Source organism: Micromonospora sp. NPDC005324 (assembly GCF_040607155.1).
Classification (GTDB): Bacteria; Actinomycetota; Actinomycetes; order Mycobacteriales; family Micromonosporaceae; genus Micromonospora; species Micromonospora trifolii.
Genome location: NZ_JBEXGE010000024.1, coordinates 1 through 22,953, shown reverse-complemented (window position 1 = coordinate 22,953; position 22,953 = coordinate 1). Strand labels below are relative to the sequence as shown.

The following is a 22,953-nucleotide window of genomic DNA, read 5'->3' as shown; positions in this document are numbered from 1 at the left end:
CGGGTCCCACCTCACACCCCACTCCCCCAACCCCCCTCCCGTCGATCATGAAGTTATTGCCGCGACACACACGCCGAGGCTAGTGACAACAACTTCATGATCAACGGCGCGAGGGGTGGCGCGAGGCCGCCGGTGAGTGGGTGGTGGGTGGGGTCAGGGGAGGAGGGTTCCCAGGGCAGTGGCCTCCAGGTCGGCGCGGATCACCGCGGCGTCGCCCTCGATGACCAGGGTGAGGGCTTCCGGGTGCAGGTGGGTGGCTGCCGCCGCGGAGACCTGGTCCACGTCGGCGGAGAGCAGCGACTCGCGCAGCCGCGCGTGGTAGTCGTCCGGCAGGTCGTGCACCACCAGTGTGGTCAGCGCGGACGCGATCGCCCGAGGGCTCTGCAACTCGACCGAGAGCTGCCCGGCGCGCCAGGAGCGGGCCACCTCCAGCTCGTCCTCGGTCACCCCGGTGGCCTGGGTACGGGTGATCTCGCCCACCGCCTCGACCAGGGCCGGCGCGGTGACCGCCGTCTGCACGCCGGAGCTGACCGCGAACCGACCGAACCGCCGCGACGCGGCGAAGTCGCCCCGGATGCCGTAGGTGTAGCCGTGCACCTCGCGCAGCAGGTGGTTGAGCCGGGAGGTGAACGCCCCGCCGAGCACGGTGCCGGCGAGTGTCATCGGCACGTGGTCGGGGTGCGCCCGGTGGGGTGACGGGTGGCCCAGCCGCAGCGTGGACTGCACCGAGCCGGGCCGGTCCACCAGGATGATCCGCCGTTCGCCGTGCAGCGGCACCTCGATGGGGCCGCCCCGCACGGCGGGGCCACCACCGGTGCCGGCGAACGCCGCGGCGGCCAGCGCGTCCAGGTCGATCCGGTCCAGGTCACCGGCGACGATCAGGGTGCCGGGACGCAGGAACCACTCGGAGTGGAAGACCGTCACGTCCTCCACGTCCAACCCGGCGACCGACTCCGGGTCGCCGTGCATCGGCCGTCCCCAGCGGTTCTGCGCGCCGAACAGGTCGGCGCGCAGCGCGGCGTCGGCGCGCGGGCCGGGATTGGCCCAGTCCATCCGGAGCGCGGTGGCCTCGTCGTCGCGCACCCGGCGTACGTCGGCGGTGTCGAGTTTGGGCGTCCGGACCGCCTCGGCGAGCAGTTCCACGGCCGCACTCAGCCGGTCCACCGGGATCACCACGCTGGCCTGGAACGAGTCCCAGTCCAGACCGGTCGACAACGCGGTGCCGAGCCCTTCGACGGCGAGCGCGTACGCGGCGGCGTCCCGCTGCGCGGTCCCCTCCTCCAGCGCCTTGGCCAGCACACCGGACAGGCCCTCCTTGCCGACCGGCTCCTGGCCCGCGCCCACGTCGAGCAGCAGCAGGGCCACGGCGAGGTTCTGCCCCGGCAGGTGCGCGGCGACGACCTGACCACCGGCCGCGGCGCGGCGGACCACCGGCGGGAACCGGTACGGGCGGGCGGCGCCCGGGCCGGGACGGTCGGCGATCAACGTCATGAGGTCTCCTCGGGCAGGTAGGTCAGGGTCACCCGGTCGGTGGCGAGCACGTCGGCGGCGGCCTCGGCGATCTGCTCCGCGGTGACAGCGAGCAGGGCCGGCAACTGCTCGGCGATGCGGGCCGGGTCACCGAACTGCGTGGTGTACCGGCCGAGCAGGTCCGCGCGGCCGTCGACGGTGGACAGCTGACGCCACCACCCGGTGCTGAGCAACGCCTTGGCCCGATCCAGCTCGGCGGCGGTGACCGGCACAGTGGCCAGCTCGTCGACGACGTCGGCCAGCCCTTCGGCCAGCCGCTCGGCGCTCACTCCGGGGCGGGCGGTGGCGGTGGCGATCAACGGTGCCGGGGCGTGTGCGAGGTCCACCCCGTACGCCCCGACCAGATCCGGTTGCGCGATCCGCTCGCCGTCGGCGAGGCGCTGGTAGAGCCGGCTGCCCCGGCCGCTGCCCAGGATTGTGGCGAGCACGGTGATCACGTTGTATCCCGGGCTGCCGAACGGGTAGCTGCGGTGGGCGATGTAGACCCGTGGCGCCGGCACGTCGGCGCTCACCGACTCGACGGCCGTCTGCCCGGTCGCGGGGACGTTGCGGCCGTCCGGTGCCGGCGGGATGTCGTCGCGGGCGGGCAGCGCGCCGAAGTACTTGTCGGCGAGCGCGAACACGTGGGAGGCGGTGGCGTCGCCGACCACTGTGAGCACCGCGTTGTTCGGCGCGTAGTAGGTCTGGTGGAACGCCTGGAAGGTGGCCAGGTCGGCGGCGTTCAGGTCGGCCATCGAGCCGATCGTCGCGTGGTGGTAGGGGTGCCCCGGCGGGTAGAGCAGCGGCAGCAACCGCAGCCAGGCGTCGCCGTACGGCACGTTCTCGTAGCGCTGCCGGCGCTCGTTCTTGACCACGTCCCGCTGGTTGTCCAGCGTCTCCTGGGTGAGGGCGGGGACCAGGCCGCCCATCCGGTCGGCCTCCAACCAGAGGGCCAGCTCCAGGTGCTCGGCCGGGACCGTCTCGAAGTAGTTGGTGCGGTCCGGGTTCGTGGTGGCGTTGAGCGAGCCGCCGGAGCCCTGGATGAGCTTCATGTGCTCGGTCTTCGCCACGTTCACCGAGCCCTCGAACATCAGGTGCTCGAAGAGGTGGGCGAAGCCGGTCTGCCCTACCGGCTCGTGCCGGGAGCCGACGTCGTACCAGAGGTTGACCGCCACGGCAGGCGCGGTGCGATCCTCACTCACCACCACGCGCAGGCCGTTGTCCAGTCGGGACGTCTGAATGGGCCAGGGGTAACCGCTGTCGGGCATGCCCCCGACGCTATCTGATCTCGCGGTCGGAAAGGTGACGTGCGGTCGGTCGGCGAGCCGACCCGGGCGGCATCGGAGCCGCCGCGCGGGGTACCGGAGAGCAATGACCGTCACCCCACCTTCGTCCTGGACCGCGGGCCGGGCCGCCACCGCCGTCGAACGCGCCAGCATCGCACTCGGCCGGCTGCGCCGCGGCCGGTTGCTGCATCCGGCCGGTCGCTCGTTCGTCGGCGAGACGGTGATCTGGGGTACGCCCGGACCGCCCACCGGGGTCGCTCTGCTGGACGACCCCGGCCGGTACCGGACCACCGTCCGGCTCTCCAAGGGAACGCCCACGCCCGGCAGTTGGCCCGACGTCCTGGGCCTCGCGCTGCGCCTGCACGGCGACGGGGGCCGGCCGTTCGACCTGCTGGTCAGCTCCAGCGGCGCGGCCCCGGTGCTACGAAACCTGCCGCTGCCCCGACGCCGCTTCACCGGCACGTACAGCACGATCACGTGCTACCGCGCGGGTCGGCGCCGCCTCTGGCTGGCCGCGCTGGCCGACCCCGACTCGGTCGACCTCGGTAGCAGCCTGGCCACGGCGGTCGCCGCGACCCGGACGGACACCCCGCGTCTGGTGCTCGCTGTCGCGTCGGCGGTGGGGCCCTGGCGGCTGGTCGGGCAGGTCAGCCTCGGTGCCCAGCTCAGCGCCGAGGAGGACGCGGCGCTCGCGTTCGACCCGGTGCGCAACCTGCCACCCGAACTGCGGGTGGCAGGTCCGCTGGCCTGGCTGCGCGACCAGACCTACCGGGGGTCGCGGCGGGCCCGTGGGGCGACCGCTCAGTCCGGCGGTTCGACCGCCACCACTGTCTGATCCGAGGTACGACGTTCCAGCACCGTGTCCGGTGCGGCGTTCTGGTCCGCAGCGCGGAGGTCCGAGTCGGCGAGGATGGCCTCCGCCTGCGCCTCCGGGTCGTCGCTGCCCACCGCCTTCTCCTCGGGCAGAAGGTGGTGCGCCCGGGACTCCACCCGGTCCTGATCGCTCTGCTCGTGTGTCATGGCACCCCTGTTACCCCGACCGCACCCCCGGCACGCGATCTTCGCCCCGCATCTTGGGACGACAGGACGGGTGACCGCGTCCGGTCGGGTAGGCTGGCCCGGTGACGCGTTCCTATCGATGGTTTAGGCAGCCGGCTCGCACGCCGGTGACTTCACCATGAACTGACGTCACCACGGACCGAGCCGGCTGGGCAGGAGCTGTCGTTCCTGCCCTTTTGCGTACGAGCAGCCGGCTCGTCCCGGGCACCGGCCCCGGGCACGGTCGGCGGAAGGATGCCACCGTGACGACCCCGGAGACCGATCGGGTCAGCGATCAGCGAATCGACCGTGTCGTGCCGCTGACCACGCCCGCCCTGCTGCACCACGAGTTGCCCCTGGACGCCCCACTCGCGTCGGCCGTGTTGACCGGCCGCCGCGCGGTCGGTCGCGTGCTGGACCGCGAGGACGACCGCCTGCTGGTGGTGGTCGGCCCCTGCTCGGTGCATGACCCGGCCGCCGCCCTGGACTACGCGCAGCGTCTGCGGACGGCAGCCGACCGGGTCGCCGACGACCTGCTGATCGTCATGCGGGTCTACTTCGAGAAGCCGCGCTCCACTGTCGGTTGGAAGGGCCTGATCAACGACCCCGGCCTGGACGGCAGCGGGGACGTCAACACCGGTCTGCGGCTGGCTCGGGCACTGCTGCTCGACGTGCTCCGCCTCGGCCTGCCGGTGGGTTGCGAGTTCCTCGACCCGATCACCCCGCAGTACATCGCGGACACGGTGGCCTGGGGCGCGATCGGCGCCCGCACGGTGGAGAGCCAGGTGCACCGCCAGCTCGCCTCCGGCCTGTCCATGCCGATCGGCATGAAGAACCGCCCGGACGGCAGCATCGGCACGGCCGTGGACGCGATCCGCGCCGCCGGGGTGCCGCACGTCTTCCCCGGCATCGACTTCTCCGGCACTCCGGCGATCATGCACACCCGGGGCAACACCGACGGGCACCTGGTGCTGCGCGGCGGGGGCGGCCGACCCAACTACGACGCCGAGTCGGTCGCCGGGGCGCTCGACCTGCTCCGCGCCGCCGACCTGCCGGAGCGGTTGGTGATCGACGCGAGTCACGCCAACAGCGGCAAGGACCACCGCAACCAGCCGCTGGTCGCCGCGGACGTGGCCGCCCAACTTGCCGCTGGCCAGCGTGGGATCACCGGCGTGATGCTGGAGTCGTTCCTGCTGCCCGGCCGGCAGGAGCTCGACCCGACCCGGGAGCTGGAGTACGGCCGGTCGGTCACCGACGCCTGCCTCGGCTGGGACGACACCGCCGAGGTGCTCGACCACCTCGCCTCTGCGGTGCGGGCCCGTCGGGCCACACTGCCGACGACGGTGTGACCGCCGACACCCCGGCCTACGGAACACGAGCGGGGGTCGGCTCGTTGACAGGGGTGTCGGTGTGTCCAGTGTCCCCGGGCCTCACCTAAATAGCCTTCGCGGAATACCGTCCGGCTGGAGCCGCGTAGTGCCACTCGCCGAGCGGCGACCTGCACACCGACACCAGCGCCGCCCCCGGCCCACAAGGCCGGGGGCGGCGCTGTCTGTACGCGGGCCGGGGCGCGAGCCGGGGGGTGCGACAGGGCCCCCGTCACCCGTCTTTCCCGGTCATACGATTGATTGGTGAGCGAGATGTCGAACGACCTTGGCGCGTTTCTGAGTGCTCGACGGGCGCTGGTGACACCGCAGCAGGCCGGCATCCCTGAGGGGGGTGTGCGACGTGTTCCGGGCCTGCGCCGCGAGGAGGTCGCCATGCTCGCCGGCGTCAGCGCCGACTACTACCTGCGCTTGGAGCGGGGCCGCGACCGCAACCCGTCCGTGCAGGTGCTCGAGTCCATCGCACGTGTCCTCCAGCTCGACGACGAGCACCTGGCCTACCTGCTGAAGCTGGTCGCTGACACTCCCCGAGGGCGCAGACGTCGACAGCGCAAGGAAACCGTTCCAGCCGGTGCGCTCAAACTTCTGGACTCCCTCGTCCAGCCCGCCTTCGTCGAGGGACGGTACTTCGACATCCTCGCCTCGAACAGCCTCGCCAGAGCCCTCTCCCCACGACTTGCCGAAGGGGGGAATCAGCTCAGAGACCTGTTCCTGAACCCCGCCGAGCAGGCAATGCACCCGGATTGGGAAAACATGACGGAGTGCTTCGTCGCGAACCTACGACAGGCCGTGGGCACCGACATAGACGACACCCGCTTCATCGAACTCACCGGAGAACTCTCGTTGGCGAGCGCCCGATTTCGTCAGCTCTGGGCACGCCACGAAGTACGCGGACAGCGCGGAACGCCGATTCGGCTCAATCACCCTCAGGTCGGGGAGCTGACCCTCAATCGGGAACGGCTGAGCATCGCCGGAGCGGATGGCCTGATGCTCGTCGTCTACCACCCCGACGCCGGGTCGAGCGACGCGGAGAAGCTGACCCTCCTCGCCTCCGTGGGCCTACCCGCGATCCGCGAGCTACAGACGGTCGAGCACGCCAGGACCTGAAATCTGCCGGTGGCAGTGTCGAGCGACCAGAGGGGGTCCTGTCAGACCCCGGTCTCAAGAGGGCTCCGGGTACGTCGACCCCCGCTGGTTAGCGTTCGCGACATGACCGTCACATTGATCACCGGGGCCAACAAGGGCATCGGCTTCGAGACCGCCAGGCAGCTTCTGGAGCTGGGGCATGTCGTCTACGTCGGCGCGCGTGATGTCGAGCGGGGCGAGCAGGCCGCCGCGGCGCTCGGAGCGCGATTCGTCCAGCTCGACGTCACCGACGACGCGTCCGTGCGCACCGCACTGGCCACGATCGACGCGGCAGAGGGCCGACTCGACGTCCTGGTACACAACGCTGGCATTCTGGAGACCGGGCTCGACGGCCCCGCCGCGCTGCGATCCTTCGACACCAACGCGGTGGGCATCGTGCGCGTCACGGAGGCGGCGCTGCCCCTACTTCGCAGGTCCTCGAATCCCAACGTCGTCACCATCTCCAGCAGCGCCGGATCGTTCTGGGCGGTGAACAATCCTGAGCGCCCGGAGTTCGGCATGTCGCTCGCGTTGTACTCGGCCTCCAAGACCGCGGCCACGATGCTGACCGTGCAGTACGCCAAGTCGCAGCCGGGCATCACGTTCAACGCCCTCGAACCGGGCACCACTGCCACGGACATGACCGCGCCCTTCGGGATCGGTCGACCGGCCGAGGAGAGCGCCCGACAGGTCGTACGCCTGGCGACCCTGGAGCCGACCGGGCCGACGGGGACCTTCCAGGACGAGGCGGGGGCACTGCCCTGGTGAGCCCCGTACGTCGGCCGTCGGCGTGACGTTTGACCGATTCCGCCCCGGGTAGCTGATCGACGTGACCGACGACTCATGCGTGGCCGGCGAGCCGGGCACCCAGGCCCTCGACGACCTGCTCGACGACGTCTTCCGGGCGCAGGAGCGGGTCGAACAGGGGGAGATCTACCGCCGGGCGGTGGCCGCCGAACTGCCGCCGGACCTGCTCGCCCGCATCGACGCGCTCCCCGAGGGTGAGTACTCGGTGGACGAGGCCAGCGACCTGCTGGGCGGCCCCCTCGGATGAGTGACCGCAGAAGGGACACCGACATGACGAACCACGACGACCGAGACGAGAAGGTGCCGGCGCTGGGTCAGCCCCCGAAGGGCACTGACACCACGCCCGAGCCGGACTTCGCCAACGAACACGACAAGACGGCGGTGGATCGGGACATCATCACCGGGGCGGACGAGGACGAGCGGGAGCCGGAGTCGCCGCACGGTTGGTCCGGCATGCAACGGTGAGGCGTACGAGAAGAGGGGGCCGGCGTCTGCCGGCCCCCTCTTCGTGTCCTGCTCGTCAGTCGTCGTCGTGGTGCCCACCCTCGGCGGCCTGCTGCGCCGTCGCGTACGCCATCTGGAGGAAGTCGGACGCGGCGACCGCCGTCAGCGCGGTGGCCACCAGGCGGGTGAGCCGGGGTGCGAGCACCAGGCCACCGGTCAGCCCGGTGGCCACCCAGACTGCCAGGCAGAACGGGCAGCTCAGCAGCTCGCCGATGGCGTGCCGGGTCGGGCTGCCCGAGTCGCGTACCTGCTCCATCACCTCGCCGCTGCCGATCGGTCGGTCGTAGCGGGTGAACGGCGCCCGCAGCGGGCTGGTCACCGCGTCCTTGGACAACAACCGGCTCAGCTTGTGCGTGGCGATGGAGAGCAGCACCACGTCGGACGGCGCGGGACGTTCCGGCACCGGCCGGCCGGTCGCCTTGACCAGGCCGGCGAGAGCCCCGGTCACCCCGGCGTAGGCACCCATCGCCACCAGGTAGCCGCCGAGCGGCCGATGTTCGTGCGGCGCGTACGCCCGGCGCAGCCGGGCGGCCTTCTGCCGCAGGCCAGTGTCGCTCACCCGATCTCCTCACATGTCGTGGTGGTGCGGGAGCGGCGTCCCGCGCGGCCGGCTCAGCCAGCCTGGAGGTTGTCGGCGACCTCGCGCGCCAGGTTGGTGAGCGCCTCGTCGGCCAGCTGATCCGGGCCGGGCCCCCCGGACCCGTCGGCCAGGTCGAGCTGGATCCGGGCGCCGCCGGAATCCGCCGGCTCCACCCGGATCTCGGCGGACCAGTCGTCGGCGTCGCCGTCGCCCCAGCGGGCGCGCAGCTCTTCGCCGCTGATCTCCGCGGCGGGGCTGCCGTCGCCACGGAGCGGCTCCGGCAGCCAGGCCGAGGCCCGGTCGGGGTCGGTGGCGGTGCTGAAGACCACCTCGGGTGGCGCGGACATGCCGCGCACGGCGCGCGCCGGCATCAGGCGTCCCGCAGGCGGCTGGGATCGACCTCGCGGCCCGGGTGGCGGGCCAGGTACTCGGTCTCCAGCTCCGCCGTGCGCCGCAGGTGGTTCGCGAGTGCGGAGTCCGCCGCGTGCCGCAGGGTGTCCAGGCGGGTGCGGTGCAGGCTGTGCATCTCGCGGATCAGGTCCTCGTCGGTCAGTTCCGTCGGGTCGATGCCGAGCAGGTCGCCGTCGAGGCCGGGAGCGCCGGCCGGGTCGGCGAGCTGGTCGCCGCCCCACTCGGGCACCCGCTGCTCCGGGCTCATCTCCGCACTGCCCCTGGACGCGAAGCCGTCCTCACGTACCGATCCGGTCATGATCGCCCCCCTTGATCTCGTTTGGGCTGGCGTCTAGACGATTTCCCAGGCGTGGTGATGCCAAACCAGGCCGGCGAGGCGACGACTACGACACGGTGTCGGAGACCGGTGGCGCCCCCGGTACCCTCATCGTCATGAGGCGGCTCTGGACCCCGGCGTGGATCGCACGCCACGTGGCCATGGTCGTGCTGGTCGTGGGCTTCCTCGGGCTGGGCTGGTGGCAGATCAGCCGGGCCACCGCCGGCAACAGCGTGAGCTGGGGGTACGCGGTCGAGTGGCCGATCTTCGCCGGCTTCGTGGTCTACGTCTGGTGGCGTGAGGTGAAGCTGGCCCGCCGCAGGGCGGCGGAGGGCGACGCGCCGCCCGAGGATCCGGCCGTCGAGCCGGCGCCGGCGGTCACCGACGGGTCCCGACCGGCGGTACGCCGACCGGTGCGGGTGTCCCGGGTGCCGGCCAGCGACGACGTCGTCGAGGACACCGACCTGGCCGCCTACAACCACTACCTGTCATGGTTGAACGCCAATCCGGGCGCCCGGCCCGGTGACTATCCCGGCTGAGCCGGGCTCGGAAGGACGGACGAAGGTGGGCGCTGCCCTTACCCGGTACCGCGTGATCGCCTGGATCGTGGGCGTGGTGCTGATCCTGCTGGTCGTGATCGGCATGCCACTGAAGTACGCGTTCGACAACCCGGTCGTCGTGGAGACGATCGGGCCGGCGCACGGCTTCCTCTACATGATCTACCTGGTGGCCGCGTTCGACCTGAGCCGCCGAGCCGACTGGCCGCTGAAGCGGATGCTGCTGGTGATGCTGGCCGGCACGGTGCCGTTCGTCTCGTTCTACGCCGAGCGCCGGGTCAGCGCCTGGGTGGCCGCGCCGCAGCCGGAACGGGCTCCGGAGCCGGTCGCCCGCTGATCTTGCCCAACGGCCGGTGGGCCGGCACGCATCCGGCCCACCGCCACCGGTCAGCGGTTGGGCCGCCACGGGTCCGCTGAGGCGAGCGGGTCGACCCAACTGCCGAAGCGGTTGACCTCCCGGGCCCGCAGCAGCGACCGGGTGACCTGGCCGAACTGCCGTTCGTCGTCGGCGCTGAACAGCAGCACCTCCGCTCCCTGGTGCCACCCCCACAGTTCGTGCGGCGGTGGGCGCCAGCGATCGCCGACCAGGGCCAGAGCGGCCGGGAGCAGGAACACCGCACCGAGGATCAGGTACGCCTCGGCGGTGAGGCGTTGCAGACCGCCGGTGAAGCCGAGGAGCACCCCCACGCCGCCGAGCATGCTGGCGGTGATGACGACGGCCCGGACGGCGATCCGGTCGTGCGGACCCCGGGTGGTACGCAGATGGGTCAGGTCGGCGACCCGGTAGCTGTTCCGACCGACGGTGAACCGGTCGACGGTCACGATGATGCCGGGCCGTGCGTACAGCAGGGTCGACCGAGCGCCCGGCACCGTTCGCGGCGGTCGCGTCTTTGCGCCTTCACGATTCACGGTTCCTCCCGAAAGGGGACGGTTGGCCGAGTGGACCCGAAGGCGATTCATCACTGCCTGTCGACGGGATTCCCGGCTCCGGACTTCATTGTGTTGCGGCAGCGCCAGTCGACCTGGGCATTTACCGGGCACCGACAGCTCGCCACGACCAGGTGACATCGCCGAGAAACAGCATCCATTTCACCTTTTATCGGTTATGGCGGCCAGGAATCCGGCGGCATACGCCCGGAACGACGAAAGTCGTACATCCGTCAGTAGGCCGCGAAAGGGGTGATATTCCCTCGGTCACAGGTGTCATCAGCCACCATGGCGCCACCCAGCCCAGGTGCCCGACCCGCAACTCTCCCAACTTTGACCCCTGCTTCAACTGCGAGCAACATCCGTCCCGGGTTAGGTTGGGCGAGCCGGTCCGGCCCAGTGCCGTCCGCCCGGATGGCCCCGGCCGGTGTCGTCGAGGGCGTCAGCAGCCCCGGCGGCCGTGGGAGAGGGGCCTTCCGCTCTTGTCATCCCTGAGAAATCTGCTGCGCACCGTGGCGCTGGTCGGCATGTCGGCTGCGCTGATCGCCCCGACGGCGGTGGCCCAGGCCGAGCCGTCCCCCGCCGACCTGACCCGCCGGATCGAGACGTCCTCGGCCGAGTTGGAGCGGGTCGTCGAGTCGTACAACAAGCTGCGTGAGGAGATCAAGGCGAACGAGTCCGCCGTGGCCCGATTACAGACCCGCATCGGCCCGCTCGAACAGCAGGTCGAGCAGAGCCGAGCCGACGTGGCGGAGCTTGCCTCCACCGCGTACAAGAGTGGCGGCCTGCGCACCGCGGACGCCCTGTTGCGTCCCGGTGGCTCGGCCGCGCTGCTGGACCGACTCGGCGCCATCGAGCAGTTGACCCGCCAGCGGCAGGAGCGCATCTCCAGCTTCACTGCCGACCAGCAGCGGCTGCTCGACGAGAAGGCCCGCCTGGGCGCGACCTTGACCCGGCAGGCCGCACAGGCTCGTCAGCTCGCCGCCGGTAAGAAGCAGATCGAGCAGGATCTGGCCAGGCTCTACGAGCTGCGCCGGCAGGCGTACGGGGCCGCCACCGAGCAACCCGAGCCCAAGGCGGCGACGACCGAGGCCAAGAACGTGCCCGCCGTGTCCGGTGCTGCCGGCACAGCGGTGCGTTACGCGTTCGGCGCGATCGGCAAGCCGTACGTCTGGGCAGCCGACGGGCCGAACGGCTACGACTGTTCCGGTCTGACCTCGGCGGCCTGGCGAGCGGCCGGGAAGTCCCTGCCGCACAACACCAGGATGCAGTGGGGCGCTGTCGCCCACATCGGGCGGGGCGAGCTACGCCCCGGCGACCTGGTCTTCTACAGCGGGCTCGGGCACGTCGCCCTCTACGTGGGCGACGGTCAGGTGATCGACGCGCCCAGCGCCGGTCGCAACGTGCTCAAGCGTGGCATGAACATGATGTCCATCCAGGGTTACGGCCGGGTCCGCTAACCACGATCGCTGACGGCGAACGGCCGGCGTCCCCCTATCGGACGCCGGCCGTTCGCCGTTATTACTACCAGCTCAGGCTGCTTGCAGCCCCTCCGCCCGGGCCAGCTCACGGAGCCGCCCGAGGGCCTGGATCTCCAGTTGCCGGATCCGCTCGCGGGACAGCGAGAAGCGGGACGCGACCTCGGTGAGCGAGTGCTCCCGGCCGTCCTCGAGCCCGTAGCGGGCCCGCATGATGCCGGCGGACCGATCGTCGAGGTGGTTGAGCAGCCCCTCGATGCGCTGCCGCTCCAGGCCGCTGAGGACGATGTCCTCCGGCGACGGCGCATCACTGTCGGCGACCAGGTCGCCGAGGCTGGTGTCGCCGTCGTCACCGACCGGGGTGTCCAGCGAGACGGTGTCCTGCGACCAGCGGCGCAGCTCGTTCACCCGCTCGACGGTGACGCCGAGAGCGTTCGCGATCTGCTCCGGCTCCGGGTCGCTGCCCAACTCACGGGTCAGCTGCCGAGCCACGTTGCGCATCCGGTTGACGTCCTCCACCAGGTGCACCGGCAGACGGACGGTGCGCTCCTGCTGGGCGATCGCCCGGCTGATCGCCTGCCGGATCCACCAGGTGGCGTAGGTGGAGAACTTGTAGCCGCGCTCGTAGTCGAACTTCTCGACCGCCCGGACGAGGCCGGTGTTGCCCTCCTGGATCAGGTCCAGCATGGGCATCCCTGAGCGCACGTAACGCCGAGCGATCGACACGACCAGTCGGAGGTTCGCGCGGATGAACAGGTCCTTCGCGCGCTCCCCCTCGACGACCAGCCACTCCAGGTCGGCCCGGTCGACACCGGCGGGAACGGCGTCCTCGCCGAGCAGGTGCTCGGCGTAGAGGCCGGCCTCGATCGCCTTGGAGAGCTCTACCTCCCGGGCGGCGTCCAGCAGTGGCGTCCGGGAGATCTCGTGCAGGTAGACGCCCACCAGGTCGCGTTCCTCGGCGACCTGATCGGTTCGCATGCCGATGTTCTTGTCCACGTTGCCCACGGTCCCCTCGCTCGCGCCGGTTGCCCGGTTCCTTGCCATTCCCCACACCTGTCAGCCCCTGGTAACTTCTGCTGTGCCCATCGGTGCTGACACCTACACAACAGATGAGACGTGTCGGGGATTCCGCGTCGTGAGTCGAAAGTGTCACGAATGCCTGAGTAGTAGCTGAGAGCACGGTCCATGTTTGCTGTCAGCACCCCATTGGGTGGCTCGCCACTGGGCGCACCACGTACGGGTCACCGCCCATGGCAACACCGCCCGCCGTGGGGGCACAGCGACCCGGGTCACCACAGCCATGCGATCCTGGTCACTGCCAGATACGCACCGTTGAGCCGCTCGGTTCATTCACGGGGGTGTTATTACCCCCCGGCCAGATGAACAATCCGGGGCCCCATTCGCTCCCGGGGCCGGGGGGCGCTAGGAGGCGAGCAGGGCGAGGGCGCCGCGCACCTGATCGGCCGAGCGGGCCAGCGCGGCCCGGGCAGCGTCGATCTCAGCGCCCGAGACGAGGGCGACGAGCGCCGTCTTCAGGTCCCCGTCAGCCTCGGTGAGGGCCTGCCGGGAGAGCTCCTCCGAGCAACCGGTGGCCTCGACCAGGATCGAGATCATTCGTCCGCGGAGTTTCGCGTTGGTGGCCACCATATCGATCATGAGGTTCGAGTAGACCCGCCCCAGGCGCACCATGACGGCGGTCGAGAACGTGTTGAGCACCAACTTCTGTGCTGTGCCCGCCTTCATCCGGGTCGACCCGGTGACCACCTCGGGTCCGGTGTCCACTCCGATGAACACGTCGACCGACCGGGCGGCCTCCGCCTCCGGATTGGCGCAGAGCAGCACCGTCGAGGCGCCCTTGGCGCGGGCCGAGGCAAGCGCCCCGAGGACGTACGGGGTGCGACCGCTGGCCGCCAGACCAACCACCAGGTCCCCGGCCCGTACACAACTGGCCGCTTCGACCGCGCCGCCCCGATCGTCGTCCTCAGCATCCTCGACGGCTCGCCACATGGCGTCCGGGCCGCCCGCGAGGTGCGCGCAGAACCAGTGTCGGGGCGAGTTGAAGGTGGGGGCCAGTTCGGCCGCGTCGAGCACGCCCAGCCGGCCGGAGGTGCCGGCCCCGAAGTAGTGCACCCGGTGACCGCCGCGAAGCGCCGCGACCGCCAGGTCGACGGTGGTGGCGATCTCGTCGAGCACCGCGGCGACCGCAGTGGGCACCCGCCGGTCCGCCTCGTTGATCACGGTGAGCACGTCCCGGGTCGACATCAGGTCGAGGTCGACGCTGAGCGGGTTACGCCGTTCCGTGGGGGCGCCCACCCGGACTGTGGGGCGAGCGGGCCGTGCGGGCATCTCCGCACCGGCCGTCATGCCCGCCTCCGGTTGGCACCCACCCGGTGCGACTGGACCGCCTCTGCGGTCGCCTCCAGGGCCTTGCGGGCCCGGGCCCGGTTACGGGCGGCCACCCCGACGAAGAGGCAGTCGACAACTGTGAGCTGGGCCAGCCGGCTGGCCGTCGCGCCGGAGCGGTAGGTGGTCTCCCGGGCCGCCGTGGTCAACACGAAGTCCGCAACGTCGGTGATCGGCGAGCGCGGGAAGTTGGTCAATGCCACTGTCGCGGCACCGCGGGTACGGGCCTGCTCCAGCACCTCGATCACGTCGGAGGTGGTGCCGGTGTGCGAGATGCCGATCGCCACGTCTCCCCGGCCCAGGAGGGCGGCCGAGGTCAGCGCGGTGTGCACGTCCGGGAAATAGAAGGCGATCCGGCCGATGCGGTGCAGCTTCTGCTGGAAGTCCGAGGCGACGAACCCGCTGGCGCCGGCGCCGTAGATGTCGATCCGACCGGCACCGCTGATCGCCTCGACCACCTGCTCGCAGACGGCGGGGTCGAGTTGCTCGGCAGTCTCCTCGACGGCGCGCGCGTCGTTGAACGCGATGGTGGCGATGATCTGCGCGAGATCGGCGCCGGGCGGGATGTCACCGCCGACCACTCGGGCGTCCGGCGGCTCGATCCGGCGAGCGGCCTCGGCGGCGAGGCGGATGCGCAGCTGGGGGTAACCGTCCATGCCCACCGAACGGCAGAACCTGATGACGGTAGCCTCGGATGTCTCGGCTGCGGTGGCGAGGTCGGTGATTGTCCGCCGGGCGGCGGCCGCCGGGTCGGAGACGACCAGCCGGGCGACCCGCTGCTCGGCGGGCGACAGCGATGGCAACAGCCCGCTGATGTGGACGATCAGCCCACCGGGCTCGTGACTCGCAGAAATCTTCGGACTCTTCGCCACGGATGAAACTTACTTTCACCAGGCGTGAGCGTCAACTATGACTGTCCGAGGTGGGGGAAACTTTGATCGCCGGAATCACCGGTCCCGCACAGCCTGCCACTTCCCCAGGATCGCCGCCTCATCCGCCGGGTCGAGTCCACCATGCCGGACGGCCGCCGGTTGTGCGGCCATCCAGGACGCGGTCGCCCGAACGGTGTCGGCCAGCGGACGGACCGTCAGGCCGGCGTCCAGGGCCGGTCGGACGTCCCGGTCCATCAGGCCAGCGGTCTCCGGCAGTCGCACCCAGAGCGGCAACGCCCGCTCCCCCGACCACTCGCGTACGTCGTGGGACAGCAGGAACTCCTGGTCGACCCAGGTGAGGGCCGGATCGGCGACGCCCAGCCCGGCGGCCACGCCGGCCAACAGGTCGGCCCGGGACATCGCCGGACCGGTGCCGTCGTACGTGCCGCCGAGGCGGGTGCCGGCGGCGTGCAGCAACCAACGGGCCAGATCGGCGACGTCCACGAACTGCACCCGATCGGTCGGGTGCCCGGGGGCCAGCACCTCGCCACCGGCCGACAGCCGCCGCACCCAGTACGGGAAACGGTTGCTCGGATCCTCAGCGCCGACGATCAGGCCCGCCCGGCAGACGAACGAACGGTCCACGCCCACCCGCTCCCGGACCAGCTCCTCGATGCTCACCTTGCACTCGCCGTACCGGCGGTGATCCGGGCCGATCGGACCGTCCACGTCCGGCGGGGCCGGCGCCAGGATCGGCGCGTCCGCGGCGGTCTGGCCCGGGGTGGTGTGGTCCGCGTACACCGAGATCGTCGACACGAACGACCAGTGGCCGACGTGGTCGGCTAGCGCGGCCAGCGCGTGCCGGGCGTGGCTGATCTGGCGGGTCACGTCGACCACGGCGTCGAAGCCCGCGTCGGCGAGCGGGACGAGCGAGTCGGGATCGTCGCGGTCGGCCACCACGAAGCGCACCCCGGCGGGCACGGTGCCAGACACGCCCCGGGCCGCACAGGTCACCTCGTGACCCTGCTCGACGGCGAGCCGGGCCGTCGCCCGGCCGAGGAACTGGGTGCCACCGAGAATGAGAATCCGCATCCGCCGATCCTGCGCCGTCGCGAGTCGATTCGGCCAGCCGCTCTGCCCACGGCAGACCGCGATCATGGAGTTGTTGCCACTCGGATCGGCGTGTCACGGCAACAACTTCATGATCGACGCAGGAGAGCGGGGGGCACTAGCGTGGGGCTCATGGGAGAGCGCAGCGTTTTGGTTACCGGGGGTTCCGGTGGGCTTGGCGGGGCTGTCGTCACCGCGTTCGTCGAGGCGGGCTGGCGGGTGGTCGTACCCGAGCGGAAAGCCCGGCCCGGGTCGGAGCCGGCGGCGGACGGACTGGTCCGGGTTGTCGCGGACCTGGGCGAGCCGGCGGGCGCGGCGCAGGCGGTCGAGGCCGCGGCCGGCGAACCGGCGGCGCCGCTGCGCGCGGTGGTCAACCTCGTCGGGGGGTACGCCAGCGGCGGGTTGGTGCACGAGACCCCGGTCGAGGAGTTCGAGCGGATGCTCACCGTCAACCTGCGCCCGACCTACCTGGTCACCCAGGCCGCGCTCCCGCACCTGGTGGCGTCCGGCGGCGGCGCGGTGGTCTGCGTCTCGGCCCGCGCGGCGCTCGCCCCGTTCCGCGGCGCGGCCGGCTACTCGACGGCCAAGGCGGCGGTGCTGGCCTTCGCCAACGCTGTCGCTGTGGAGTACCGGTCGCAGAACGTGCGCTGCAACACGGTGCTGCCCAGCGTCATCGACACACCGGCGAACCGGGCGGCCCAGCCGGACGCCGACCATTCCCGCTGGGTGACCCCGGCCGAGATCGCGCCGGTGATCCGGTTCCTCGCGTCGGCCGAGTCCGCCCCGACCAGTGGCGCCACAGTGCCGGTCTACGGGCGGGCCTGAGCCACCACCGGGCCGACGTCCTCTCCGCCCGACGCGGACGGCGGCAGCCAGGTCTCCAGGTGCGCCTGAATCTGCTCGGTCACCTCCTCGGCCGGGCGGCCCGCGTCCACCAGCACGAAGCTGGGGTACTCGGGCAGTGCCCGGTAGGCGGTGTCCGCGGCGGTCAGCCACCCCATCGTCTCGTGGTCGGTGCCGCGTTCCTCGATCCGCCGGTACGCCTCCGCCGGGTCGACGGCGAGCAGGAAGGTGACCTGCGGCGTCGGGAACAGCCGGTAGCCGGCCCGGGCCAGCCTCTCCCAGCGCTGCCCGCCGTGCGCCCGGATGCTCGCGTACTGGCAGGCCGAGTAGCGGTCCATCACCGCCGTCCGGCCGGTGAGCAGACAGCTGAGCAGAGCGACGGCGATGGCCAGCCAGCGCAGCACCGACTCCACCGCCAGCACGCCGTCGCGACCGACGAGCCGTTGCGCGTCCGGCCGGCCGAGGCGGTGCGCGAGCCGGCCGAGCCAGCGGCGACCACTGGCGTTGCGGCGGTAGGTGGCGGGGCGTCCGGCGGCGTTCAGCGCGTCGGCCAACCGGTGTGCCTGCGTGGTCTTGCCCGAACCGTCGATCCCGATCAGGGCGACGGTGCGCAATCGGGCCTTGCGTCGTCGCATCCCCGATGATCTGGCCACTCTCCACAGGTTATCCGACCCACGCACCTGCTCCGGGGGGTCTGTGGTGCTTCATCCCAGTTGACGCCCGACCGCGACACCAGCAGGTGTGGACGACCGGTTTGCCGGGTACCGGAGTTTGAAATCCAACCGCCGGTCCACCAACACGACGACGGAGGAACACCAGATGGCTGAGCGCGGGGACGAGAGTCTTGTGCACACCCTCAAGAAGGTCGCCGCCGTGCTCAAGCAGTCCGAGATTCCGTTCGCCCTGGGCGGCAGCTTCGCGGTCTACGCCCACGGGGGCCACTCCAGCGATCACGACGTCGACTTCCTGATCCGGGAGGCCGACGTGGAGGAGGCACTGGAGGCCCTGGTGGCCGCCGGCTTCGTCGCCGAGCGCCCACCGGAGGACTGGCTGGTCAAGGTCTTCGACGACGGCCGGATGGTGGACCTGATCCACCGGCCGATCGAGACGCCGGTGACCGAGGAGACGTTCGCCGACACTGTCATCCGGCCGGTGGACGCGATCCAGATGCCGGTGCTGTCCGCCTCCCAGCTGATGGTGCACAAACTGCTCAGCTTCTCCCAGCACTACTGCGACTTCGCCCGCGGTCTGCCGCTGGCCCGCTCGCTGCGGGAGCAGATCGACTGGGAACGGGTACGCAAGGAGACGCAGCACTCGCCGTACGCCGAGGCGTTCCTGGTGCTGCTGGACCGGCTGGAGGTGGTGCCGGCCGCCGGCACCCAGGCAGGAGAGGGGACATCGTGACCCACCATCGCGACATCGGCGCCGGGCCACCGGACGAGTACGTCGAGGCGGAGATCCAACGGTTGCTCGTCGAGGACCCTGCCGTCGCCGAACAGGGGATCACAGTGGTTCGACGGGAACGCGCCCTCGTGCTCTACGGCGAGGTGGAGAGTCCGCACCGGCGGGAGGAGATCCTGCGTCTGGTGTCCGAGCGCTTCCCGGACGTGCCGGTCACCAGCGACATCGGAGTGATCCGCGCCCAAGCGCCCACGGAGATCGAGCAACTGCCCTGAGGAGGTTCCATGGTGATCCGGATTGCCGCTGTGGGCGACGTGCATCTGGACGAGGACGTGGTCGGCCGGTTCCGACCGGCGTTGGAGGAGCTGCCGGAGTGCGCCGACGTGCTGCTGCTGGCCGGGGACCTGACCCGGCACGGCACCGAGGCCGAGGCGCGCTGTGTGGCAGAGGAGTTCGGCGGGTTGGCCGTACCGGTGGTGACCGTGCTGGGCAACCACGACCACCAGTGTGACCAGGTGCCACAGGTGGTCAAGGTGCTCCAGGACGCGGGCATCACAGTGCTGGAGGGCAACGGTGTCGTGCTGGACTGCGCGGGTGGCCGGCTCGGCATCGCCGGCGTCAAGGGCTTCGGCGGCGGGTTCGCCGGGCGGTGCGCCAGTGACTTCGGCGAGCCGGAGATGAAGGCCTTCGTGCGGACCACCACCGACAGCGCGGACCGCCTCGGTGCGGCGCTGCGCTCACTGGACTGCGACATGCTGGTCGCGCTCACCCACTACTCGCCGGTGCCGGACACACTGGCCGGCGAGCCGTTGGAGATCTACCCGTTCCTGGGGTCGTACCAGTTGGGGCAGGCGATCGACTCGGCGCCCACGGCGCTGGCCGTGCACGGTCACGCGCACGCCGGCACCGAGCGCGGCACGACCCCCGGCGGGGTACGCGTCCGCAACGTCGCGCACCCCGTGATCAAGCAGGCGTACAGCGTCTTCCACGTTGGCGATCAACTCGACACCGACCAGGTTTCCCCGATCGGCCAGTCGGGTAGTCAGAGGTCATGGAGCTGATTCTCTGGATTCTCGCAGTCGTACTCGTGGTCGCCGGCATCCTCGCGCTGTTCCGCCGGCAGATCCTGTGGGGCATCGTCCTCATCGTCGTCGGGCTGTTGGTCGGCCCGGGTGGTGTCAGCATCTTCAATTAGCGCTCGTATTCCTTAAAACCGGGACCCGCCGGGGTCGCCGCGACCGGAGCTTCGTCCTCCCGACAGAGGCACCGGCCGTGGCGATCCCGGCGCTTTTTCGTGAGTGGTCGGCCCGCGGACCGCTCTCCCGCTCGTCGGTTTGAGCCGACTCCCAGAGGAAATATCTCGACCATGGAGATATCTCAGGACGCACCGGTGACCTCCGGGCGGCGAGCGTGGTGGGGCCTCGCCGGGTTCGCGGCGGCGGTCTTCGTCGCCGCCGCGATCGGCGGGCTGGGCGTGCAGGGCACCACCGAGGAGTACGCGAACCTGCGGCAGCCCGGCTGGGCCCCGCCCTCGTGGCTGTTCGGCCCGGTCTGGTCGCTGCTCTACGCGCTGATCGCGGTGGCCGGTTGGCTGGTGTGGCGCCGGGTCGGCTTCTCCCCCGCCCTCTGGGCGTGGACCGCCCAGCTGGTGCTCAACGCGATCTGGACCCCGCTGTTCTTCGGCGCGGGGCAGTACGGGTTGGCGTTCGCCGAGATCGTGCTGATGTGGCTGGCCATCGGCCTGACCGTGGTGCTGTTCGCCCGGGTGTCCCGGGTGGCGGCGGCACTGATGCTGCCGTACTGGGCCTGGGTCACCTTCGCCGCCGCGCTGAACCTGTCGATCTGGCAGCTGAACGACTGACCGACAGGTCCCCGGCGACGGTGGCCGCCGCCGGGGACCGTGACCGGAGCCGGGTCAGCAGCGGGGCACGCCGGGGATGTAGCCGTCGTGCCCGGTGTACACGTACGCGTCGGCGATGTAGCGGCCGGAGCCGATCCGGTCCCAGATCGAGCTGGTGCCGTACGTGCCGGTGACAGTGGTGCCGCTGGTCTGGCAGGCGATGGTCACCCGGGCGCCGTCGGCGACGGTGCCCACCGAGGCGTAACCGGTGCCGGGGCCGGAGCGGACGGTCAGCGGCGTGCCGCTGGTGTCGACAGTGCCGTTGCCGCTGCCCGAGGAGCACCCGTTGTCACTGGTGTAGCTCCTGGTGCCCCAGTACAGCCCCAGGGTGCCGTTGAAGCGGACCTGGATGTCGGCGCCGTTGAGGCGCTGCTCGTAGTGCAGGTGTGGGCCGGTCGAGCCTCCGGTGCTGCCGACCCAGCCGAGCACCTTGCCGTACCCGACAGTCTGCCCGACCGAGACGTTGAAGCCGTTGAGGTGCGCGTAGTAGGTGCTGTAACCGCCGCCGTGGTTGATCCGGACGTACTTGCCGTAGCTGGTGCCACCGAGGTCGGTCACCCGGTCGACAGTGCCGGGGGCGCTGGCGACCACCGGGTCGCCGCTGTCGTCGGTGCGGTTGAAGTCGACGGCGTACGCCGGGCTGTGGTCCGACCGGGTCTGCCCGGACCAGGACTGGCCGCACGGGAACGGCACCTTGAAGGTCGGCGCGGCCAGGGCCGGGGTCGCCGGCACCAGCACTCCCCCGACGAAGAGACCCGTCACCAGCAGGCTGATCCACCGCTTTCGCATACAGCTCCTCCTATGTCGAAAACCTTCGATCCGGTGCGCCCAGCCTGACAGATATCGTCAATCTTCGAAAGAGTCCCCAGTTTGTCCCGGGAGCGCGCCCACCAGGCAGCCCGCAGGTTTCCGGATTGTTACTCGCTCGTGTCTGACAGGGGGTGGACCGGGCCGGATGCAAGCGCTTACATGTGTGCACGGCCAATCGGACCGGCGGCAGGTCACCAGCACGACCGCGCCGGCTAGGAAGGAGGACGGCATGGCGGTCTTTACCAGACCACGCCAGGCCTTCGTGATCGCCGGTGTACTCGGGCTGGCGCTCAGCGCCACCGCCTGCGGTACCGGCGACGACAAGAAGAGCAGCAATGCGGACTCCGCGGAGTGCGCCGCATACGACAAGTACGAGGGCCACGACGGCAAGAAGGTTTCCATCTACGCGTCCATCCGTGACGCCGAGGCCGACCTGCTCCGGAACTCCTGGAAGTCGTTCGAGGACTGCACCGGCATCGAGATCGACTACGAGGGCAGCGGCGAGTTCGAGGCGCAGCTCCCCGTCCGGGTCGACGGTGGCAACGCCCCCGACATCGCCTTCGTGCCCCAGCCGGGCCTGGTGAAGCGTTTCGCGGACGCCGGCAAGCTGAAGTCCCTCGGCGCCGACACCAAGGCCCTCGCCGAGCAGAACATGCCGGCCGACTGGCTGAAGTACGGCACCGTGAACGGGACGCTCTACGGCGTGCCGCTCGGCGCCAACGTGAAGTCCTTCGTCTGGTACTCGCCGAAGACGTTCAAGGAGAAGGGCTGGGAGGTTCCGACCACCTGGGACCAGCTCATCGCCCTGAGCGACAAGATCGCCGCCAGCGGCACCAAGCCGTGGTGCGCGGGCGTCGAGTCCGGTGACGCCACCGGCTGGCCGGCCACCGACTGGATCGAGGACGTGGTCCTGCGTACGCAGGGTCCCGAGGTCTACGACCAGTGGACCACCCACGCCATCCCGTTCAACGACCCGAAGATCGTCGACGCGGTCGACCGCGCCGGCAGCATCCTCAAGAACGACAAGTACGTCAACGGCGGCTTCGGCGGCGTCAAGAGCATCACCACCACCGCCTTCCAGGAGGCAGGCCTGCCGGTGACCACCGGCAAGTGCGCGATGCACCGACAGGCGTCGTTCTACGCCAACCAGTTCCCCGAGGGCACCAAGGTGGCCGAGGACGGCGACGCGTTCGCCTTCTACTTCCCGGCCATCGACCCGGCCAAGGGCAAGCCGGTGCTGGGCGCGGGCGAGTTCGTCGTCGGCTACGCCGACCGTCCCGAGGTCCAGGCCGTGCAGACCTACCTCGTCTCGGCGGAGTACGTGAACAGCCGCGCGAAGCTCGGCAACTGGGTCACGGCGAACAACAAGCTGGACATCGCCAACGTCGCCAGCCCGATCGACAAGCTCTCCGTCCAGATCCTCCAGGACAAGACGGGCACCTTCCGCTTCGACGGATCCGACCTGATGCCGGCCGCCGTCGGCGCGGGAACGTTCTGGAAGGGCATGGTCGAGTGGCTGAACGGCAAGGCGACCGCCCCGGTGCTCCAGGGCATCGAGAGCAGCTGGCCTAAGTGATCCCGGCGGTGGCCCGGTCCGCGTTCGCGGGCCGGGCCCCGATCGCGCCCACGCCGAGCACCCCGTCGTAGCCGGCGGGGAACGGTCGGGGGTCCCCGCTGTCGTGCAGGTTTCC

At 70.8% G+C, this 22,953-nt stretch carries 29 protein-coding genes; 16 read left to right on the top strand and 13 right to left on the bottom strand.

The window, feature by feature from the left end; translation table 11 throughout:
• Nucleotides 1-153: 153 nt before the first annotated feature.
• Both ABZS40_RS23510 and ABZS40_RS23505 read right to left on the bottom strand, forming a co-directional pair.
• Nucleotides 154-1,491: a pitrilysin family protein gene (locus tag ABZS40_RS23510; protein WP_354945515.1), complete on the bottom strand. Its 1,338-nt coding sequence runs from the start codon at nucleotides 1,489-1,491 to the stop codon at nucleotides 154-156.
• Nucleotides 1,488-2,777 carry a pitrilysin family protein gene (locus ABZS40_RS23505; RefSeq protein ID WP_354945513.1) on the bottom strand — a complete coding sequence of 430 codons (1,290 nt, stop codon included), beginning with the start codon at nucleotides 2,775-2,777 and terminating at the stop codon, nucleotides 1,488-1,490. Before ABZS40_RS23505 ends, ABZS40_RS23510 begins: the two co-directional genes overlap by 4 nt.
• A 103-nt stretch (nucleotides 2,778-2,880) precedes the next feature.
• Between ABZS40_RS23505 and ABZS40_RS23500 the strand changes: the two genes are divergently transcribed.
• Complete coding sequence (locus ABZS40_RS23500) at nucleotides 2,881-3,630, top strand: phosphodiesterase (RefSeq protein WP_354945511.1); 750 nt, start codon at nucleotides 2,881-2,883, stop codon at nucleotides 3,628-3,630.
• Here the strand turns inward: ABZS40_RS23500 and ABZS40_RS23495 are convergent.
• Nucleotides 3,597-3,815, bottom strand: a complete 219-nt coding sequence (locus tag ABZS40_RS23495) for a hypothetical protein (protein ID WP_238678165.1) — start codon at nucleotides 3,813-3,815, stop codon at nucleotides 3,597-3,599. The genes ABZS40_RS23500 and ABZS40_RS23495 overlap by 34 nt on opposite strands.
• A gap of 281 nt (nucleotides 3,816-4,096) precedes the next feature.
• On the opposite strand from ABZS40_RS23495, the gene ABZS40_RS23490 reads away from it, so the two are divergent.
• The 5 genes from ABZS40_RS23490 (at nucleotide 4,097) to ABZS40_RS23470 (ending at nucleotide 7,615) form a co-directional block, all read left to right on the top strand.
• A complete protein-coding gene (locus ABZS40_RS23490; RefSeq protein ID WP_354945509.1) occupies nucleotides 4,097-5,182 on the top strand; it encodes a 3-deoxy-7-phosphoheptulonate synthase in 1,086 nt (361 codons plus the stop codon).
• Nucleotides 5,183-5,473: 291 nt separating this feature from the next.
• The gene (locus tag ABZS40_RS23485; protein WP_354945631.1) at nucleotides 5,474-6,325 is read left to right on the top strand and encodes a helix-turn-helix transcriptional regulator; all 852 of its coding nucleotides are present in this window, start codon (nucleotides 5,474-5,476) and stop codon (nucleotides 6,323-6,325) included.
• A gap of 102 nt (nucleotides 6,326-6,427) precedes the next feature.
• On the top strand, nucleotides 6,428-7,111 hold the full coding sequence (locus ABZS40_RS23480) for an SDR family NAD(P)-dependent oxidoreductase (RefSeq protein ID WP_354945507.1): 684 nt from the start codon (nucleotides 6,428-6,430) through the stop codon (nucleotides 7,109-7,111).
• A gap of 61 nt (nucleotides 7,112-7,172) precedes the next feature.
• Nucleotides 7,173-7,397, top strand: a complete 225-nt coding sequence (locus ABZS40_RS23475; protein WP_354945505.1) for a hypothetical protein — start codon at nucleotides 7,173-7,175, stop codon at nucleotides 7,395-7,397.
• Nucleotides 7,398-7,420: 23 nt separating this feature from the next.
• Entirely contained in the window at nucleotides 7,421-7,615 is a 195-nt protein-coding gene (locus ABZS40_RS23470; RefSeq protein WP_354945503.1) for a hypothetical protein, read from the top strand.
• A gap of 55 nt (nucleotides 7,616-7,670) precedes the next feature.
• Here ABZS40_RS23470 and ABZS40_RS23465 read toward each other — a convergent pair whose 3' ends face one another.
• The 3 genes from ABZS40_RS23465 to ABZS40_RS23455 are packed head-to-tail and all read right to left on the bottom strand — an operon-like array spanning nucleotide 7,671 to nucleotide 8,943.
• Nucleotides 7,671-8,213 carry a DUF1360 domain-containing protein gene (locus ABZS40_RS23465; protein ID WP_196919420.1) on the bottom strand — a complete coding sequence of 181 codons (543 nt, stop codon included), beginning with the start codon at nucleotides 8,211-8,213 and terminating at the stop codon, nucleotides 7,671-7,673.
• A 53-nt stretch (nucleotides 8,214-8,266) separates the two neighbouring features.
• Nucleotides 8,267-8,605, bottom strand: coding sequence for an SRPBCC family protein (locus tag ABZS40_RS23460; RefSeq protein WP_238678168.1), 339 nt, complete (start codon nucleotides 8,603-8,605; stop codon nucleotides 8,267-8,269).
• Nucleotides 8,605-8,943 (bottom strand): DUF6158 family protein, encoded by a 339-nt coding sequence (locus tag ABZS40_RS23455; RefSeq protein WP_354945501.1) that lies wholly within the window; start codon nucleotides 8,941-8,943, stop codon nucleotides 8,605-8,607. The genes ABZS40_RS23460 and ABZS40_RS23455 overlap by 1 nt, the downstream gene beginning before the upstream one ends.
• A 134-nt stretch (nucleotides 8,944-9,077) precedes the next feature.
• Here ABZS40_RS23455 and ABZS40_RS23450 point away from each other — a divergent pair, with 134 nt between their 5' ends.
• Both ABZS40_RS23450 and ABZS40_RS23445 read left to right on the top strand, forming a co-directional pair.
• On the top strand, nucleotides 9,078-9,500 hold the full coding sequence (locus ABZS40_RS23450) for a hypothetical protein (RefSeq protein ID WP_354945499.1): 423 nt from the start codon (nucleotides 9,078-9,080) through the stop codon (nucleotides 9,498-9,500).
• Nucleotides 9,501-9,525: 25 nt separating this feature from the next.
• On the top strand, nucleotides 9,526-9,855 hold the full coding sequence (locus ABZS40_RS23445) for a DUF3817 domain-containing protein (RefSeq protein WP_354945497.1): 330 nt from the start codon (nucleotides 9,526-9,528) through the stop codon (nucleotides 9,853-9,855).
• 50 nt (nucleotides 9,856-9,905) lie between these two features.
• On the opposite strand, the gene ABZS40_RS23440 is transcribed toward ABZS40_RS23445, so the two are convergent.
• Nucleotides 9,906-10,427, bottom strand: a complete 522-nt coding sequence (locus tag ABZS40_RS23440; RefSeq protein WP_354945495.1) for a DUF6232 family protein — start codon at nucleotides 10,425-10,427, stop codon at nucleotides 9,906-9,908.
• Nucleotides 10,428-10,927: 500 nt separating this feature from the next.
• Between ABZS40_RS23440 and ABZS40_RS23435 the strand changes: the two genes are divergently transcribed.
• Complete coding sequence (locus ABZS40_RS23435; protein ID WP_354945493.1) at nucleotides 10,928-11,905, top strand: NlpC/P60 family protein; 978 nt, start codon at nucleotides 10,928-10,930, stop codon at nucleotides 11,903-11,905.
• 72 nt (nucleotides 11,906-11,977) lie between these two features.
• Here the strand turns inward: ABZS40_RS23435 and ABZS40_RS23430 are convergent, their stop codons facing one another.
• The 4 genes from ABZS40_RS23430 to ABZS40_RS23415 form a co-directional block, all read right to left on the bottom strand.
• The gene (locus ABZS40_RS23430; protein ID WP_354945491.1) at nucleotides 11,978-12,967 is read right to left on the bottom strand and encodes a sigma-70 family RNA polymerase sigma factor; all 990 of its coding nucleotides are present in this window, start codon (nucleotides 12,965-12,967) and stop codon (nucleotides 11,978-11,980) included.
• A gap of 378 nt (nucleotides 12,968-13,345) precedes the next feature.
• Nucleotides 13,346-14,287 (bottom strand): N-acetylmuramic acid 6-phosphate etherase, encoded by a 942-nt coding sequence (gene murQ, locus ABZS40_RS23425; RefSeq protein WP_354945489.1) that lies wholly within the window; start codon nucleotides 14,285-14,287, stop codon nucleotides 13,346-13,348.
• Entirely contained in the window at nucleotides 14,284-15,198 is a 915-nt protein-coding gene (locus ABZS40_RS23420; RefSeq protein WP_030488123.1) for a MurR/RpiR family transcriptional regulator, read from the bottom strand. The genes murQ and ABZS40_RS23420 overlap by 4 nt, the downstream gene beginning before the upstream one ends.
• A 75-nt stretch (nucleotides 15,199-15,273) precedes the next feature.
• Complete coding sequence (locus ABZS40_RS23415; protein WP_354945487.1) at nucleotides 15,274-16,290, bottom strand: NAD-dependent epimerase/dehydratase family protein; 1,017 nt, start codon at nucleotides 16,288-16,290, stop codon at nucleotides 15,274-15,276.
• A 150-nt stretch (nucleotides 16,291-16,440) separates the two neighbouring features.
• Here ABZS40_RS23415 and ABZS40_RS23410 point away from each other — a divergent pair, with 150 nt between their 5' ends.
• On the top strand, nucleotides 16,441-17,133 hold the full coding sequence (locus tag ABZS40_RS23410; RefSeq protein ID WP_354945485.1) for an SDR family NAD(P)-dependent oxidoreductase: 693 nt from the start codon (nucleotides 16,441-16,443) through the stop codon (nucleotides 17,131-17,133).
• Here ABZS40_RS23410 and ABZS40_RS23405 read toward each other — a convergent pair.
• Nucleotides 17,118-17,804, bottom strand: coding sequence for a dTMP kinase (locus ABZS40_RS23405; RefSeq protein ID WP_354945483.1), 687 nt, complete (start codon nucleotides 17,802-17,804; stop codon nucleotides 17,118-17,120). The two genes, ABZS40_RS23410 and ABZS40_RS23405, sit on opposite strands and share 16 nt — an antisense overlap.
• A 118-nt stretch (nucleotides 17,805-17,922) precedes the next feature.
• On the opposite strand from ABZS40_RS23405, the gene ABZS40_RS23400 reads away from it, so the two are divergent.
• From ABZS40_RS23400 to ABZS40_RS23380, 5 genes are all read left to right on the top strand, one after another.
• Nucleotides 17,923-18,555: a nucleotidyltransferase gene (locus ABZS40_RS23400; RefSeq protein WP_354945481.1), complete on the top strand. Its 633-nt coding sequence runs from the start codon at nucleotides 17,923-17,925 to the stop codon at nucleotides 18,553-18,555.
• Nucleotides 18,552-18,827, top strand: coding sequence for a hypothetical protein (locus ABZS40_RS23395; protein WP_238678177.1), 276 nt, complete (start codon nucleotides 18,552-18,554; stop codon nucleotides 18,825-18,827). The genes ABZS40_RS23400 and ABZS40_RS23395 overlap by 4 nt, the downstream gene beginning before the upstream one ends.
• Before the next feature lie 9 nt (nucleotides 18,828-18,836).
• Nucleotides 18,837-19,613, top strand: coding sequence for a metallophosphoesterase (locus ABZS40_RS23390; protein WP_334502008.1), 777 nt, complete (start codon nucleotides 18,837-18,839; stop codon nucleotides 19,611-19,613).
• Nucleotides 19,604-19,747, top strand: a complete 144-nt coding sequence (locus tag ABZS40_RS23385; RefSeq protein ID WP_007464364.1) for a GPGG-motif small membrane protein — start codon at nucleotides 19,604-19,606, stop codon at nucleotides 19,745-19,747. Before ABZS40_RS23390 ends, ABZS40_RS23385 begins: the two co-directional genes overlap by 10 nt.
• 171 nt (nucleotides 19,748-19,918) lie before the next feature.
• Entirely contained in the window at nucleotides 19,919-20,413 is a 495-nt protein-coding gene (locus ABZS40_RS23380; RefSeq protein WP_354945480.1) for a TspO/MBR family protein, read from the top strand.
• Nucleotides 20,414-20,467: 54 nt separating this feature from the next.
• Here ABZS40_RS23380 and ABZS40_RS23375 read toward each other — a convergent pair whose 3' ends face one another.
• Nucleotides 20,468-21,241, bottom strand: coding sequence for a peptidoglycan DD-metalloendopeptidase family protein (locus ABZS40_RS23375; RefSeq protein ID WP_354945479.1), 774 nt, complete (start codon nucleotides 21,239-21,241; stop codon nucleotides 20,468-20,470).
• Between the two features lie 250 nt (nucleotides 21,242-21,491).
• Between ABZS40_RS23375 and ABZS40_RS23370 the strand changes: the two genes are divergently transcribed.
• A complete protein-coding gene (locus ABZS40_RS23370) occupies nucleotides 21,492-22,838 on the top strand; it encodes an ABC transporter substrate-binding protein (RefSeq protein ID WP_354945478.1) in 1,347 nt (448 codons plus the stop codon).
• The last annotated feature ends 115 nt before the right edge of the window (nucleotides 22,839-22,953 follow it).